Genomic DNA, 15,127 nt, shown 5'->3' with positions numbered 1-15,127 from the left:
CCGCGCCGCTGCGCAACCGCGTGGGCGGCGAGCCCATCGTCATCCTGGCCGCGCCGGTGCATGACAAGGACGGCCGGCTGGTCGGGCTGATCGGCGCGTCGCTGTACCTGCTCAAGCCAAACTTCCTGGGCGCCCTGCGCGACATGCACGTGGGGCAGACCGGTCGCGTGTTCCTGGTCGCGCGGGGGGCGAAGCCGGTCTTCATCGTGCATCCCGAGGCCGACAAGGTGCTGGCGCCGCTGCACACCGACCCGGCCATCGAGGCGGCGTTCTACGCCGATCCGGCGGCCTTGCCCGAGCCCGGTGGCGACGTGGTGACCACGCAGGACGTGATCGCCACAGGCTGGACACTGGGCGCCGTGCTGCCCGGCGCGGAAGCCAACCGGCACCTGTCCGCCATGCGGGCGCGGTTCCGTTGGACGCTGATCGTGCTGGCCGGCGCGATCGGGCTGTCGGTGTGGGCCGCCATGCTGTGGCTGTTGCGCCCGCTGGGCCGGTTGCATGCCGCCATGACGCAGCTGTCGACCACCGATCTGCGCACCATCACGCCGATCGATCTGCCGCAGGCCTCGCCGGAAATCGAAGCGGTATCGACGGCGTTCCATACGCTGATGGGTGAGGTGGCGCGCCAGCGGGCCGAGCTGGAGGCCGTCAACGACGCCTCGCCGCTGGGCCTGTTCCGCTGCGATGCGGCCGGCCACATGGTGTATGCCAACGCGGCGTATCGCGACATCCTCGGTGTGACGCGCGATGAGGTCACCGACGACGCGTGGCGCGCACGGCTGCATCCGCGAGATCACGATGCCGTCATGCGAGGCTGGGCCGACGCCATGTCGCAGGGCGCAAGCTACAGCGCAGAACAGCGCGTGCTCGTACCCGGACGCGGCGAGCGGCTGCTGACGGTCAACACCGCGCCGGTGCGCGTGGACGGCTGCGTGGTCGGGCATGTGGGCGCGGTGGAGGACATCACCGTGCGCGCGCGCGCTGAGCGGGCCTCGCGTGTGCTGACCAAGATCCTCGACTCCACCACCGATTTCGTCGCGCAGACCGACGTGCGCGGCAACATCACCTACATGAACCCGGCGGGCCGCCGCTTTGCCGGCCTGGCACCCGAGGCCGACGTGAGCGGCATGTCGGTGGCGGATTTCTACCCGCTCGACACGCTGCGCTGGCTGCGCGAGGTGGCCGTGCCCGCCGCCACGCGCGACGGCGTGTGGATTGGCGAAACCACCGTGCGCGGCGAGCACGGCCGCGTCGTGCCGATCAGCCATATGCTGATCGCGCATCGCGATCCTGCGGCTAAGCTGGAATACTTCTCGTCGATCATGCGCGACATCACGCAGGAGGTCGCGAGCAAGGAGGCACTGCAGCGCAGCCGCGAAACGCTGCAGACGGTGACGGACGCCATGCCCGCGCTGGTGTCCTTCATCGACGCGCAGGAGCGCTTCCGCTTCCTCAACGCGGCCTACGAAAAGGTGTTCGACCGGCCGGCCGCCTCCATGCTGGGCCAGACCGTGCGCGAGGTGCTGGGTGAGAACACCTACCGCATCGTGCGCGACGCGCTGCACCGGGCACTGAAGGGCGAGACGGTTGTCTTTGAGCGCGAGCACCGCGGCCGAGACGTCTACAGCTGCGAGGAGATCAACTACATCCCGCAGTTCGACGCGCTGGGGCAGGTGACGGGCGTGCACTCGGTCATCCTCGACATCACCGAGCGCAAGAAGCAGGAGCTGCGCCTGCGTGCACTGTCCACCACCGACCACCTGACCGGCCTGCTCAACCGCGCCGGGTTCGAGGAGCGCCTGGAGGCCGCCATCGAGCAGGCGCGCCTGAGCGAGACCAGCGGCGCCCTGCTGCTGTTGGACCTGGACGGCTTCAAGCTGGTCAATGACGCCTACGGGCACGCCACCGGCGACGCGTTGCTGCGGGCGTTCGCGCAGCGGCTCGCGCGCACGGTGCGCCCGTACGACGGCGTGGCGCGCTTCGGCGGGGACGAGTTTGCGGTGATCCTCGAACGCCTGTCGCATGCGGACGATGCCAAGACCGTGGCCGGCAACATCCTCGCGGCGTGCAACAAGCCGTTTCGCCTGTCAGAGACCACGGTGCAGGTGGGCACCAGCATCGGTATCGCCGGATTCGATGTCCGCACGCTCGCGCAGAACGTGGTGTTCGAAGCGGCGGACGAGGCGCTGTACGAGGCAAAGTCGCGTGGCAAAGGCCTGTTCGTCAGTGCCGACGAGCTGTCGGCGGGCTGATTTCGGCGCACGCAGAAATGGGTACGCTTGATGGATCGGCGGTGCTGATTTCCTCGGAATGTTGCGCCGCAGCAGGCTTTCTACCTTAGCAAGCGGCGGAGAATTCCCTATCGCACGGTCGTACGCTTTCCGGTAAAGTCCCGCGACTGACTGCGCGCGCCGCCACCCTGGCGCGTTGCACAAGAGCGCTGTACCCATGGCGCCTTCGCTTCACACTCCGACGCACTCCGGGTGTGCGCATGCCCGATCCGGCATCGCTCGCACGGCAGGTCTCCTGCGGTTCCGCCAACGTTTCCGATGGCGCGCAAACCGGGCAGGCGCGTGGCCGGACGCGATGCAGGGCGCATGCGGGGGAGCGACGGTGTTGGGCCAGCGCATCTTCGAGACCAAAAATCGCAATCGCCAATCGCGACGGATAAAAAGGAGCAGGTTCGCATGCAAAAGACGATCAAACGGCTGCTGGTGACGGCAGTGGCTGCGGGGGCGGCAATCGCAACGGGGTCGACGTTCGCGGCCCAGGACATCAAGATCGGCGTGGCCGAGGCACTGTCGGGCGGCGCTGCCCAGTACGGTTCGGCCATCCGCAACGGTTTCCAGCTGGCGGCTGACGAGATCAACGCCGCCGGCGGCATCAATGGCAGCAAGATCGCGCTGGTGATCGAAGACGAGCAGGGCAAGAAGGAAGAGGCCATCAACGTCTTCAAGAAGCTGATCTTCCAGGACAAGGTGGCGATGGTGTTCGGCCCGACCCTGTCCAACTCGGCCCAAGCGGCGGACCCGATCGCGCAGGCGGCCAAGACGGTGGCCTTCGGCACCTCCAACACCGCTGACGGCATCACCAGCATCGGCGACTACGTCTTCCGCAATTCCGTGACCGAAGCCGACGTGCTGCCGGCCACGATCCAGACCGTCGTGAAGAAGGCCGGCGTGAAGAAGGTCGCCGTGCTTTACGGCAACGACGACGTCTTCACCAAGAGCGGCTACGACAACTTCAAGAAGGCGCTCGAAGACCTGAAGATCCCGGTCACCACCACCGAGACCTTCGCCAAGGGCGACGTGGACTTCAAGGCCCAGCTCACCAAGATCAAGGCGACCAACCCCGATGCGATTGTGCTGTCGGCGCTGATCGCCGAGGGCGGTCCGATCATGGTGCAGGCGCGTCAGCTCGGCCTGAACGTGCCGATCATTGGCGGCAACGGCATGAACTCGGTCAAGGTGTTCGACCTGGCTCGCGACAAGTCCGACAACCTGTGGGTCGGCAGCCCGTGGTCGATCGAGAACCACACGGCCGAGAACAGCAAGTTCATCACCGCCTACACCGCCAAGTACAAGGCCGCGCCGGACCAGTTTGCCGCGCAGGCGTATGACGCGATGTACATCGCCTGCAAGGCGCTGAAGACGGTCAAGTTCAGCGGCAATCTGGAAGCGGACCGCAAGGCCGTCCGCGACGCGCTGCCGGCGGTCAAGCACACGGGTGCTACCGGCGCGTTTGCGTTCCGCCAAGTGACGGCACGCGGCAAGCCGGCTGGGTACGACGCGGTGCAGACGCCGATCGTGAGCGTGACCAAGAACGGCAAGTACACGATCGAGAAGTAATTTCCGGTCGGCTTTGAGACCCTTTGAACGGGACAGGCGGGGCGTAGCTAAACCTACGCCCCATCGCTTTTTTGTGGCGCCAAGCCACACAGCCATCTAATTCATCATGCTGGAACAGCAACTCGTCAACGCGCTGTCGCTCGGCTGCGTGTATGCGTTGTTCGCCCTGGGGTTCACGCTGGTCTTCGGCATCCTGGGCGTGATCAACCTGTCGCACGGCGCGGTGTTCATGCTGGGCGCCTACGCGGCGCTGCAGGTCGTGACCCATTTCGAACTGCCGCTGTGGGCGGCACTGGCCGTCGGCTTTGTCGTGAGCGGCGTGGCCGGGCTCATCCTCGATGTGCTGCTGCTGCGCCCCCTGCGCCGCCGCAACGCACCGCACCTGATCCCGATGATCGCCACCATCGGCGCGGGCATCGCCATCAACAACGCCATGCAGGGCGTGTTCGGGGCGGAGAACCTGCGCTTCCCGTCAGGGCTCGTGTCGGATGCCTCGCTGGACCTCGGCGGCATCCACCTGACGCCGCTGGAGCTGGGCATCATCGTGCTGTCGTTCGTGCTGATGGCGGCGCTCATGCTGCTGCTCAAGCGCACGCAACTGGGCCGCGCGCTGCGCGCGATCGCGGAGTCGCCCAAGGCAGCGGCGCTGCTGGGCATCAACGTGGAAGGCCTGTTCCTGCTGACCTCGTTTGCCGCCGCGGCGCTGGGCGGGCTGTCCGGCGTGCTAATCGGCCTGTACTCGAATGCCGTGTTCCCGCTGATGGGCCAGCCGATGCTGCACAAGGGCATCGCGGTCATCATCCTGGGCGGCCTGGGCGACATTCGCGGCGCGATGCTGGGCGGGCTGTTCCTCGGCTTTGCCGAGGTGCTGTCGGTGGCCTACATCGGCTCGACCATGCGCGATGCGGTGGCGTTCGGCCTGTTGTTCCTGATCTTGCTGGTGCGGCCGCAAGGGCTGTTCGGCAAGGTGCTGGAACGCAAGGCATAAGGAGGCCGACGACATGGAATGGTTCGACAATTTCTGGTCGGTCTACAGCAACCTGGTGCTGACACTCGGCATCAACGCGCTGCTGGCCCTGTCCATCTACCTGACGCTGTCGTGCGGCCTGCTGGCGATGGCGAATGCGGCCTTCATGGGCATCGGCGCCTATACGTCCGCACTGCTGACGATGAGTGCCGAGATGCCGTTTCCGGTGGCGCTGCTGGGCGGCATGCTGGCGCCGGCCGTGGTGGCCGTCGTGATCGGCCGGCCGACGCTGCGGCTCTCGGGCGTGTACCTCGCCATGGCCACGCTGGGTTTTGGCGAAGTCGTGCGTGTGCTGATCCTGAACACCGAGAACTGGACCGGCGGCGCGCTGGGCCTGAACGGTATCCCGCAGCTGACCCAGTGGTGGCACGTGGCGCTGGCCGTGGCGCTGACGCTGTTCGTGCTCGCGCGCATGCGCCGCTCGAAGGTCGGCCGCGCGTTCGAGGCCATCAAGGAAGACGAGACCGCCGCCGGCCTGATGGGCATCAACGTGGCCGGCACCAAGCTGCTGGCGTTCACGCTGGGGGCAGCCATTGCCGGTCTGGCGGGCGCGCTCAATGCGCATCTGACGTTCTTCATCGGCCCGAACGAGTTCGGTTTCGACCGTGGCGTCGAAATCCTGACGATGACGATCCTGGGTGGCACCAACGGCCTGACCGGCCCGGTGCTCGGCAGCGTGATCCTCTCGCTGCTGCCGGAACTGCTGCGCGCGTTCAAGGATTTCCGCCTGGTCGTCAACGGCCTGATCCTGATGCTGATCGTGCTGTTCCTGCCCAAGGGCATCTGGGACCCGGCGCGGTTCGCGCGCTGGTTCGGCCTGAAGCGCGGCGGCACCATGCCGGGCACAGCCGATACTCGCGCTGCCTCCAATGAATCGCACTGAGGCTGCCATGCTGAAACTCGCATCGATTTCCAAGCGCTTTGGCGGCCTGTCGGTCTTGCAGGACGTCAACATCGAGGTGCCGCAGGGCACCATCTTCGGCTTGATCGGCCCGAACGGCGCCGGCAAGACAACCGTCTTCAACCTGATCACCGGGTTGCTTGCGCCCACGGGCGGCACACTCACGTTCAACGGTGAAAACCTCGTCGGACGCAAGCCCCACCAGATCACGCAGATGGGCATCGCCCGCACGTTCCAGAACATCCGCATCTTCAAGGAGATGACGCTGCTGGAGAACGTGGTGGTTGGCATGCACCGGCACCTGGACTACGGCGCGCCGGGCCTGCTGCTCTCGCTACCCAAGTACCGCGCCGCCGAGCGCCGCGCGCGCGACCGCGCGCTGGAGCTGCTGTCGTGGGTCAAGCTCGACCACAAGGCCAACGATATCGCCGATAACCTCTCGTACGGCGACCAGCGCAAGCTCGAACTCGCGCGCGCCCTGGCCACCGAACCGAAGCTGCTGCTGCTCGACGAACCCGTCGCCGGCATGAACACCGGCGAGAAGGTCGACCTGATGGCCGAGATCGAGAACATCAAGGCGCGCGGCTACACGATCTTCATGATCGAGCACGACATGCGCTTCGTGATGGGCCTGTGCGAGCGCATTGCTGTGCTGAACTTCGGCCGCATCATCGCCGAAGGGCCGCCGGACGCCATTCGCAACGACCCGCAAGTCATCGAGGCCTACCTGGGCCGCGACGATGACGACGCAGACGGCGCTGCCGCATCGCAGGAGGTGACGGCATGACCGTGCTGCTGGAAGTCAAAGGGCTGGACGTATCGTACGGGCACATCGCGGCCGTCAAGGGCATCGACTTTGCGCTCAAGGCGGGCGAGATCACCTCGCTGGTGGGCGCCAACGGCGCGGGCAAGTCGACCACGCTGCTGGCGCTGTCGGGGCTGATCCCGAAGGCGATGGGCCAGGTGCGCGGCCAGGTGCTGTTCGAGGGCGAAGACGTGAGCGGCCTGGCGCCGCACAAGCGCGTCGAGCGCGGCATCGTGCAAGTGGCCGAGGGTCGCGCCACGCTCACCACCATGACGGTGCGCGAGAACCTGGAATTGGGCGCCTACACGCGACGCGACCGTCGCCAGATGGCGTTTGACCTGGAGCGCGTGTTCCACCTGTTCCCGCGCCTGAAGGAGCGCATCGACGGCATGGCCGGCAACCTGTCGGGCGGCGAGCAGCAGATGCTCGCCATCGGCCGCGCGCTGATGGCCCGCCCGCGCGTGCTGCTGCTGGACGAGCCGTCGATGGGTCTGGCGCCGATCATCGTGCAGGAGATCTTCCGCATCCTGCGCACCATCAACGCCGAAGGGCTGACGATCTTCCTGGTCGAGCAGAACGTGCGCCAGGCGCTGAAGATCGCGCAACATGGTTACGTGTTGGAGACCGGCCAGATCGTGCTGGCCGACACTGGGCAGAACCTGCTGGGCAATCCGCGCGTGCTGGAAGCCTACCTGGGCGGCTGAGCGTTCCTGACCCGCCCCGGCGCGCAACTTTGCCGGGGCGCGAAAACCGCATCCCCATTGGGTTTGCGGGTGGTTTCCATCAAAAAGCGTACCCGTTTCTGCGTACGCTTTTTTCTTGCCTTGCGCCTTGCTATTGGCCCGCCAAGATGTGCCGGTTGGCCTCGAACAGTGCGATCAAGCCATTGGCCACGGCCCGCACGCGCGGTGAGCGGCGCACGTCTGGGTGGATCACCAGCCAGATTTCCCGGTGCAACGCAGGGTCATCCACTGGCAGCCGGCGCAAAAGCGTACCCGTTTCTGCGGGCGCGCCGAGGAAGTGCGGCAGCGCTGCCACGCCCAGCCCGGCCAGCGCTGCCTGGTGAATTGCCGATAGGTCGCTGCAACGCAGGACCACGCGGCGCTCGCCCGCATAGTCATCCAGCCAGCGCTGCTGCGGCACGTGGCGCAGACGCTCGTCGTAGCCGATGAACTCCCACTCCGCCTCGGGCCGCGCCAGCACTTCGGGCATGGCATACAGGCCGTAGCCGAGATCGCCGAGTGGGCGTGTGGCGAGGTTCGAGGCCGTCGGGCGCGACAGCCGGATGGCGAGATCAGCCTCGTGCGCCATCAGGTTGGCATTGCGCGTTTCGCCCAGCAGGACCAGGTCGATGCCCGGCCACTGCCGCCGCAGCGCAGCGAGGTGCGGCGCGATGAAGTGGCTCGCGATGGTGGGCGGCGCCGACAGGCGTACCGTGCCGCGCAGGCTGCCCGCACCCGCCGCTGCGCGGGCAAAGCTCGCCGCCTCGTGTTCCATGCGCGCCGCCCGTTCGGCCAGCGCGCGACCTTCGTCGGTCAGGCGCCAGCCGCGCGGCAGACGGTCGAACAGGCGCACGCCGACCGCCTGCTCCAGCGCATCGGCGCGGCGCGCCACGGTGGAGTGCTCCACCGCCAGCCGGCGCGCGGCGGCCGACAGGCTGCCCTCCCGTGCCAGCACGAGGAAGTAGCGCACGTCATCCCACTGCAAGGAAGAGGAAGGTTCGGCCGCCGCGCGCGCAGGCGATGCGCGTTTGGGTCGATCCGTGCTTTTTTGCACAGAAGCTGCTCAGGTTTTGTGAATTCCCGCGTGATTCTGAACGGAATATGCTTGTTTCACAACATGGCGACCAGAGTGCCGCCACCCGAAAAACCGAAAAGCGTACCCATTTCTGCGAGGGCATCTGCCATGCATGCGAACGTGATCCAACTGCTTGAACTGGGGCCGGCACTGGGTTTGCAGGCCACCACCATGCTGCGTGGCCGACCTGGCTCGCCATCGGGCAAGCGCGAGGGCGTGCGGGTGCCGGTGGGCGCCACCCATGCGCGCGAAGATGCGGCAGCGGCACATCAGGCGCTGGAGGCGGGCTCCACGTCGGGTGCGCTGTTGTGGCGTCCGTAAGACCGGGTTGCCGCAATGGATTGCGTACTGGCAGGATGGGTGCCCAACCCGCCGCGGCGTGGCATTTCTCCAAGGAGGCACCATGCAGAAGATCACACCGTTCCTGTGGTTCGACACGCAGGCCGAAGAGGCGATGCTGTTCTACACGTCCATCTTCAAGCACGCCAGGCCCGGCACCATCCGCCGCTACGGTGAGGCGGGCCCAGGCCCGGCGGGCTCGGTCATGTCCTGCTCCTTCGAGCTGGAGGGGCAGACCTTCCACGCGCTCAATGGTGGCCCACACTTCCAGTTCACGCCCGCCATCTCCTTCTTCGTGAACTGCGAGACGCAGGCGGAGGTGGACGCCCTATGGGACCAGCTCGGCGACGGCGGCCAACCCAACCGGTGCGGATGGCTGACCGACAAGTTCGGCGTGTCCTGGCAGATCGTGCCGACGGTACTGGGCGAGATGCTGCAGGACAAGGACCCCGAGCGCGCCCGGCGCGTCATGCAAGCCATGCTCCAGATGCAGAAACTCGACATCGCGCAACTGAAAGCCGCCTACGAGCAAGGCTGAGCGACACCGCAAACCGCAAAAGCGTACCCATTTCTGCGAGGCGTCCGGCACGCCTGTGGCCATGTCTTGCCTTCGATTTCGTCTGTCATCCAACCAGGAGATTGCTCCATGCTGTACCTGATTCTTTTCACCTACCGCGCCCCGCTCGAACAGCTCGACCGCATCCTGCCGGCACATCGCGCACACCTGCAGGCCCACTACGAAAGCGGGCATTTCCTGATGTCGGGCCCGTTCTCCCCGCGCGAGGGCGGTGGGGTCCTGGCGCGCGGCGCGTCGCGCGTGGAGATCGAGGCCATCGTCGCGCGTGACCCGTTCGTGGTGGAGGACCTGGTGGAGGCCCGCGTGATCAGCTGGGCGCCGAACCGCAGGCTCGATGAGGTGCCGCAGGCGTGGCTGCCCGACGCCGCGGTGAGCACGCGTACATAAAGCCTGCCGGTGTGCCCGCTATCATGACGGCCTGACCGTACAGGAGCCGTCATGTCCGCTACGCCGCCGCCATCGCCCGACCTTCCGCCACGCCTGCCATGGTGGGTGCGCGCGGCCGCGCGGCTGCCGTTCCAGCGTGAACACCTCGTGCTGGTGATTGCCGGCGTGATCGGCTGCGCCGGGGCCCTGTCGACCATCCTGTTTCGCGAATGCCTGCGCCAGCTGCAATGGTGGCTGTCCGGCACCGACCAGGGTTTGGTGGCGACAGCGCGCGCACTGCCGTGGTGGGCACGCCTGCTGGTGCCGACCATCGGCGGCGTGCTGGCCGGGTTGACGCTGCAATACGGGCTGAAATGGATTCCGCGCAAGGGCGCCGAAGACTATATGGAGGCCATTGCCGTGGGCGACGGCATTCTGAGCGCGCGGCAGAGTTTGGTACGCAGCGCGTCGTCGCTGTGCTCGGTGGCCAGCGGTGCTTCCATTGGCCGCGAAGGCCCGATGGTGCAGCTGGCGGCGATGTGTGGCTCGTTGCTGGGCCGCGTGCTGCGGCACGTGACACCGGTGTCGGTCGACCAACTGCGCCTGCTGGTGGCGTGCGGTGCGGCGGCCGGTATCACCTCGGCTTACAACGCGCCGATCGCGGGCGCCGTGTTCGTCTGCGAGATCGTCTTTGGCGCCATCACCACGGCCACGCTGGGGCCGCTGCTGGTGGCGGCCGTCACCGCCGACATCGTCGTGCGTCAGTTCTTCGGCTATGGCGCCGTCTATGCCATGCCGCATTTCGATTTCGTCTCCGGCTGGGAGGTGCTGACCTACCTGGGCCTGGGGCTGGCGGCGGGGATGGCCGGGCCGTTGTTGCTCGGCCTGATCGACCGTGCGCGCGAGGCTTTTGCGCGGACCCGGCTGCCGTTGGTGTTGCGGCTGGCGGCGGGCGGGCTGATCGTCGGTGTGCTGTCCACGCGCGTGCCGGAGGTGTGGGGCAACGGCTACAGCGTGGTCAACGGTTTCCTGCACGAACCGTGGCTGTGGCAGACCGTGGCGCTGGTGCTGATCTGCAAGGTGTTGGCGACGGCGGCCAGCGCGGGTTCGGGTGCGGTGGGTGGCGTGTTCACGCCCACGCTGTTCTGCGGCGCGGCGCTGGGGCTGCTGTACGGCACCGGCATGCACGCGCTGCTGCCGGGCGCGGCGCCGGTGCCGGTCAGCTATGCGGTGGTGGGCATGGGGGCGCTGCTGGCAGCCACCACGCATGCGCCGCTCATGTCGATCCTGATGATCTTCGAGATGACGCTGTCATACCAGGTGGTGCTGCCGCTGATGCTCGCGTGCATCACCGGGTATGTAACGGCGCATGCGGCGGGTGCGCCGTCGGTGTACGCGCGTGCGTTGGCCCGCAATCAGGAAGATGCGCGCGACGACGCGCAGCATTTGCAGCCGTCATCACCGGAAGTGTCCCCGTCGGACAGCACGCAGAAATAGGTACGCAGAAATTCGTACGCAGAAATGGGTACGCTTTCGCTGCCGTGACCTGTCCCACGACCGGTTGACGTGCCGGCCATTGGTACAAGTCGTCAATTTCTAAACACCTCAGCACGGGTTTCGATCGCACGCGGCGGCTTTGCCTACAGTGCGGGCCACCTTGCCATCCGAGCAAGGCATTCCGCTCGTAGGAGACCCCCATGCAGACCTCGTTCGATCTGCCGGCCGCCAGTGGGCGCGCCGTTCCAGCGCGGCGCCCGGCGTCGGCGCGCAAGGTGGTGATCGCGGCATCCCTGGGCAACGCCCTGGAGATGTTCGACTTCACCGTCTTCAGTTTCTTTGCCGCGCTCATCGGCAAGCAGTTCTTCCCCGTCGACAACGGCGGCATCGTGTCGATGCTGCTGGCGCTGGCCACCTTCGGCATCGGCTTCGTGATGCGGCCGCTGGGCAGCATCGTGATCGGCTTCGCGCCCACCTACGCGCAGATCGGCCTGTTCGCGCCGCTGCTGGTCGTCGCCGGGCGCCTGTTGCAGGGCTTCTCGGCCGGCGGCGAGATCGGCGCGTCGACCACGTTCCTGATGGAGTCGGGCACGGCCGACCGGCGCGGCCTGATGGTGTCGTTCCAGATGGTCAGCCAGGGCGCGGCGGCGCTGTGTGGTGCGCTGTGCGGCACGCTGCTGTCGGCCAACCTGTCGCCCGAGGCGCTCGAAGGCTGGGGCTGGCGCGTGCCGTTCATCCTGGGCCTGCTGATCGCGCCCGTGGGCATGTACATCCGCAAGAACCTGGACGAGACGCACACCCAGAGCGACGCCCCGAGCGCGCGCCACGGCGGCGCCTTCGGCTACGTGCTCAAGCACCATCGCCGCGAGGTCACGCTGGGCGTGCTGATGATGGTGGGCCTGACCACCGCCATGTACATCGTCGCGTTCTACATGCCGAGCTATTCGATCAAGCTGCTGGGCATGCCCAAGGCGGGGTCGTTCCTGTCGGGTTGCGTGGCTGGCGCGGTGATGATCGTCGTCTCGCCCATCTTCGGCCGGCTGACCGACCGTCTCGCCAGCCGCAAGACGCTGGTGGTGATCTCGCACATCGGCATCCTCCTGCTGATCCTGCCGTTCTTCTGGTCGGTCAACCAGCATCCGCTGCTGGCCGTGATGCTGCCGGGCGTGGCCGTGCTGATCGCCTTCCTGATGGCGGGGTGCTCGTCGGCGTTCCTGATGCTGATGGAGTCGTTCCCGGCGCACGCGCGCGTGACCGGCCTGGGCCTGGTCTATGCGATCTGCGTGACGCTATTTGGCGGGTTTGCGCAGTTCATCGTCACGTGGTTGATCCACGCTAGCGGCAACAACCTCGCCCCGGCCTTCTACATGATGGCGTGCAGTCTGGTGAGCTTGATCGCCACCCTTGCCTTCCCCGCCGCGCCGCGCGTGCGCGCCGCGCAATAAGCCTCAGGGATTCCCCATGCAGACCCCTCAAGACATCGACGTTTTCTTCTCCACCAACGGCGCGCGCTACCGTGCGCTGGCCGATCAGATCTGGAACCTTGCCGAGCTGCGCTTCGCAGAAACGGGTTCGGTTGCGCTGCATTTGCAGGCACTGCGCGACGCTGGATTCCGCATCACCGAAGGCGTGGCGGGCATCCCGACCGCGTTCGTGGCGGAGGCGGGGCAGGGCGGCCCGGTCATCGGCATCCTCGGTGAATACGATGCACTCTCGGGCATGAGCCAGGATGCCGGCGCCACCGTGTGCCGACCCTCGCCCGAGATCACCAACGGCAATGGACACGGCTGCGGCCACCACCTGCTGGGCACGGCCTCGCACTTTGCGGCGGTGGCGGTCAAGACCTACCTGGAAGCCAGCGGCCAGCCCGGCACCGTGCGCTTCTACGGCTGCCCGGCGGAAGAGGGCGGCTCGGGCAAGACCTTCATGGCGCGCGCCGGCCTGTTCGACGATCTGGATGCCGCACTGTGCTGGCACCCGGACGTGTATACCGGCGTGTTCTCGCGTTCGTCACTGGCCAACATCCAGGCGTACTTCCGCTTTACCGGCAAGGCCTCGCACGCGGCCGCGTCGCCGCACCTGGGGCGCAGCGCGCTCGATGCGGTCGAGCTGATGAACGTGGGCGTGAACTACCTGCGCGAGCACATGCCGTCGGAGGCGCGCGTGCACTACGCGGTGACGAACAGCGGCGGTATCTCGCCCAACGTCGTGCAGGCCAATGCCGAGGTGCTGTACCTCGTACGCGCCCCGCACAACCCGGAAGCGGCTGCGCTGTACGAGCGCGTGTGCAACGTCGCGCGTGGCGCCGCGCTGATGACGGAGACCAAGCTCGAGATCGTGTTCGACAAGGCCTGCTCGAACCTCGTGCAGAACAGCGTGCTCAACCGCGTGATGTACAAAAACATCGAGCGCATGGGCGCGCCCGATTTCTCTGGCGACGACGCCACGCAGGCGCGCGGCTACTGGACTTCCATCACCGAGGACGATATCGCCGCCTCCGGCAAGCCACTCGGCCGTGCGCTGCGCGAGGCCAAGCCGCTGTTTGAGGGCATCGCCCAATATGACCCGGCCAAGGAAGAGCTGATCTACGGCTCCACCGACGTGGGCGACGTGAGCTGGGTCACACCCACCGTGCAGTGCGTGACCGCCTGCTACGCCTTCGGCACGCCCTTCCACTCGTGGCAGATGGTGGCGCAGGGCAAGCTGCCCGCCGCCCACAAGGGGATGGTGCACGCAGCCAAGCTGATCGCCGCCACGGCCATCGATCTGCTGCGCGAACCGGCGCTGCTGGACGAGGCCAAGGCGGAGCTGGTGGCCTACCGTGGTGGCAAGCCGTACCAATGCCCGATCCCCGCCGATGTCGCGCTGCCGTTCGCACGCGGCAAGGGGGTCTGAGCATGCGCAACCGCATCCTGAAGATGAGCACCGCTGTGGCCGCCCTGGCCGGTGCAGGCGGCGCGCAAGCCGTGCAGCTGTACGGCGCCGTCGATACCTTCGTCAGCTACGCCAAGGTAGGCGCCACCTCCACGGCCGCGCTGCAGAGCGGCGGCACCTCCACCAGCCGCTTCGGCCTGCGCGACAGCGAAGACCTGGGCGGCGGCTGGAAGGCCAATTTCCAATTGGAGAGCGGCTTCGAGGCCGACACCGGCCGGCAGGCCAACCCCGGCGCGCTGTTCAACCGCGAGTCGTGGGTCGGCATCAGTCACGCGCAGTATGGCGAGCTGCGCCTCGGCCGCGTGTACCCGGCCTACCTGCCGCTGAACGCCGATCCTTTCTATGGCGTGGGCAAGCTGTCGCCGTTTGCCAGCTTCTTCATGCTGGCACACGACCTGGGGCCGGGCGCGTCGGCAGTGGCGGCGCGGCAGGCGAAGTCCATCGTCTACACCACGCCGTCGGTGGGTGGGGCGACGCTCAAGTTGCTGGTGGCGCCGTCGGGCAACGTGACTGGGCCGCGTACGGAGAATGCCGGTGCGGTGGCCGAAGTCAAACAGGGGCCGTGGCATGCGGCCGCGTCGTACAACGCGGTGTGGAAGCTGCGCGCGCCGGGCGCGTCGCAGGCGGTGCGCAGCGACATCGTGTCGGCCGCGCTGGCGCACGACTTCGGCAAGTTCACGCTGCTGGCGGCCTACAACGCCATCCGCCCGAACGCCGACAACACCTATCTCGCGCAGGCGGCGACGCTGGGCACCGAGATCAAGGTGGGGCGCGACGTGATTCGTGCGTCGGTGGCGTATCGCAACGTGTCTGGGCAGCCGAACAGCTCAGTGGGTGTGCTGGTTGGCTATGACTACACGCTGTCGAAGCAGTCCAACCTGTATGCCCGGGTTGGGAGCCTCCGCAATCAGGGCAAGGGGCGGATGCATTACCTGGCGGCGCCCATCAACACGCCGGGCGAGTCGATGCCCTTTATCGTGGCGCTGGGTTTGCGGCACAAGTTCTGACGCGCGTGCGATGGCTGTGGCGCTTG

At 67.0% G+C, this 15,127-nt stretch carries 14 protein-coding genes; 13 read left to right on the top strand and 1 reads right to left on the bottom strand.

From position 1 onward, the window contains the following. The 6 genes from QZ609_RS01690 to QZ609_RS01665 all read left to right on the top strand — a co-directional run. On the top strand, positions 1–2,255 hold a 2,255-nt coding region (locus QZ609_RS01690; protein ID WP_295490165.1), incomplete at its 5' end, for a PAS domain-containing protein. Between the two features lie 435 nt (positions 2,256–2,690). Further along, positions 2,691–3,851, top strand: a complete 1,161-nt coding sequence (locus tag QZ609_RS01685; RefSeq protein WP_295490162.1) for an ABC transporter substrate-binding protein — start codon at positions 2,691–2,693, stop codon at positions 3,849–3,851. Between the two features lie 106 nt (positions 3,852–3,957). Beyond that, positions 3,958–4,839 (top strand): branched-chain amino acid ABC transporter permease, encoded by an 882-nt coding sequence (locus QZ609_RS01680; RefSeq protein WP_295490159.1) that lies wholly within the window; start codon positions 3,958–3,960, stop codon positions 4,837–4,839. 13 nt (positions 4,840–4,852) lie between these two features. After that, entirely contained in the window at positions 4,853–5,761 is a 909-nt protein-coding gene (locus QZ609_RS01675) for a branched-chain amino acid ABC transporter permease (RefSeq protein ID WP_295490156.1), read from the top strand. Positions 5,762–5,768: 7 nt separating this feature from the next. After that, positions 5,769–6,566 (top strand): ABC transporter ATP-binding protein, encoded by a 798-nt coding sequence (locus QZ609_RS01670; RefSeq protein ID WP_295490154.1) that lies wholly within the window; start codon positions 5,769–5,771, stop codon positions 6,564–6,566. Further along, entirely contained in the window at positions 6,563–7,288 is a 726-nt protein-coding gene (locus QZ609_RS01665; RefSeq protein ID WP_295490151.1) for an ABC transporter ATP-binding protein, read from the top strand. The genes QZ609_RS01670 and QZ609_RS01665 overlap by 4 nt, the downstream gene beginning before the upstream one ends. A 130-nt stretch (positions 7,289–7,418) precedes the next feature. Here the strand turns inward: QZ609_RS01665 and QZ609_RS01660 are convergent, their stop codons facing one another. Next, positions 7,419–8,291: a LysR family transcriptional regulator gene (locus QZ609_RS01660; RefSeq protein ID WP_295490148.1), complete on the bottom strand. Its 873-nt coding sequence runs from the start codon at positions 8,289–8,291 to the stop codon at positions 7,419–7,421. 198 nt (positions 8,292–8,489) lie between these two features. On the opposite strand from QZ609_RS01660, the gene QZ609_RS01655 reads away from it, so the two are divergent. From QZ609_RS01655 to QZ609_RS01625, 7 genes are all read left to right on the top strand, one after another. Next, positions 8,490–8,702 (top strand): hypothetical protein, encoded by a 213-nt coding sequence (locus QZ609_RS01655; RefSeq protein WP_295490147.1) that lies wholly within the window; start codon positions 8,490–8,492, stop codon positions 8,700–8,702. An 82-nt stretch (positions 8,703–8,784) separates the two neighbouring features. Beyond that, on the top strand, positions 8,785–9,258 hold the full coding sequence (locus QZ609_RS01650) for a VOC family protein (RefSeq protein WP_295490145.1): 474 nt from the start codon (positions 8,785–8,787) through the stop codon (positions 9,256–9,258). A 108-nt stretch (positions 9,259–9,366) separates the two neighbouring features. Next, positions 9,367–9,684, top strand: coding sequence for a YciI family protein (locus QZ609_RS01645; RefSeq protein ID WP_295490142.1), 318 nt, complete (start codon positions 9,367–9,369; stop codon positions 9,682–9,684). A gap of 51 nt (positions 9,685–9,735) precedes the next feature. Further along, on the top strand, positions 9,736–11,160 hold the full coding sequence (locus tag QZ609_RS01640; protein ID WP_295490139.1) for a ClcB-like voltage-gated chloride channel protein: 1,425 nt from the start codon (positions 9,736–9,738) through the stop codon (positions 11,158–11,160). A gap of 200 nt (positions 11,161–11,360) precedes the next feature. Continuing rightward, a complete protein-coding gene (locus QZ609_RS01635) occupies positions 11,361–12,605 on the top strand; it encodes an MFS transporter (RefSeq protein WP_295490136.1) in 1,245 nt (414 codons plus the stop codon). A gap of 16 nt (positions 12,606–12,621) precedes the next feature. Next, entirely contained in the window at positions 12,622–14,055 is a 1,434-nt protein-coding gene (locus QZ609_RS01630; protein WP_295490133.1) for a M20 family metallopeptidase, read from the top strand. A gap of 2 nt (positions 14,056–14,057) precedes the next feature. Further along, positions 14,058–15,101, top strand: a complete 1,044-nt coding sequence (locus QZ609_RS01625; protein WP_295490130.1) for a porin — start codon at positions 14,058–14,060, stop codon at positions 15,099–15,101. The last annotated feature ends 26 nt before the right edge of the window (positions 15,102–15,127 follow it).

It is taken from the genome of uncultured Ralstonia sp., assembly GCA_913056305.1.
GTDB lineage: Bacteria > Pseudomonadota > Gammaproteobacteria > Burkholderiales > Burkholderiaceae > Ralstonia.
The sequence above is the reverse complement of the archived record's forward strand: the minus strand, read 5'-3'. Positions and strand labels throughout refer to the sequence as shown.

Coding starts and splice junctions, on each gene's coding strand:
- QZ609_RS01685 (WP_295490162.1), top strand. CDS start 2,691: ATGCAAAAGACGATCAAACGGCTGCTGGTGACGGCAGTGGCTGCGGGG.
- QZ609_RS01680 (WP_295490159.1), top strand. CDS start 3,958: ATGCTGGAACAGCAACTCGTCAACGCGCTGTCGCTCGGCTGCGTGTAT.
- QZ609_RS01675 (WP_295490156.1), top strand. CDS start 4,853: ATGGAATGGTTCGACAATTTCTGGTCGGTCTACAGCAACCTGGTGCTG.
- QZ609_RS01670 (WP_295490154.1), top strand. CDS start 5,769: ATGCTGAAACTCGCATCGATTTCCAAGCGCTTTGGCGGCCTGTCGGTC.
- QZ609_RS01665 (WP_295490151.1), top strand. CDS start 6,563: ATGACCGTGCTGCTGGAAGTCAAAGGGCTGGACGTATCGTACGGGCAC.
- QZ609_RS01655 (WP_295490147.1), top strand. CDS start 8,490: ATGCATGCGAACGTGATCCAACTGCTTGAACTGGGGCCGGCACTGGGT.
- QZ609_RS01650 (WP_295490145.1), top strand. CDS start 8,785: ATGCAGAAGATCACACCGTTCCTGTGGTTCGACACGCAGGCCGAAGAG.
- QZ609_RS01645 (WP_295490142.1), top strand. CDS start 9,367: ATGCTGTACCTGATTCTTTTCACCTACCGCGCCCCGCTCGAACAGCTC.
- QZ609_RS01640 (WP_295490139.1), top strand. CDS start 9,736: ATGTCCGCTACGCCGCCGCCATCGCCCGACCTTCCGCCACGCCTGCCA.
- QZ609_RS01635 (WP_295490136.1), top strand. CDS start 11,361: ATGCAGACCTCGTTCGATCTGCCGGCCGCCAGTGGGCGCGCCGTTCCA.
- QZ609_RS01630 (WP_295490133.1), top strand. CDS start 12,622: ATGCAGACCCCTCAAGACATCGACGTTTTCTTCTCCACCAACGGCGCG.
- QZ609_RS01625 (WP_295490130.1), top strand. CDS start 14,058: ATGCGCAACCGCATCCTGAAGATGAGCACCGCTGTGGCCGCCCTGGCC.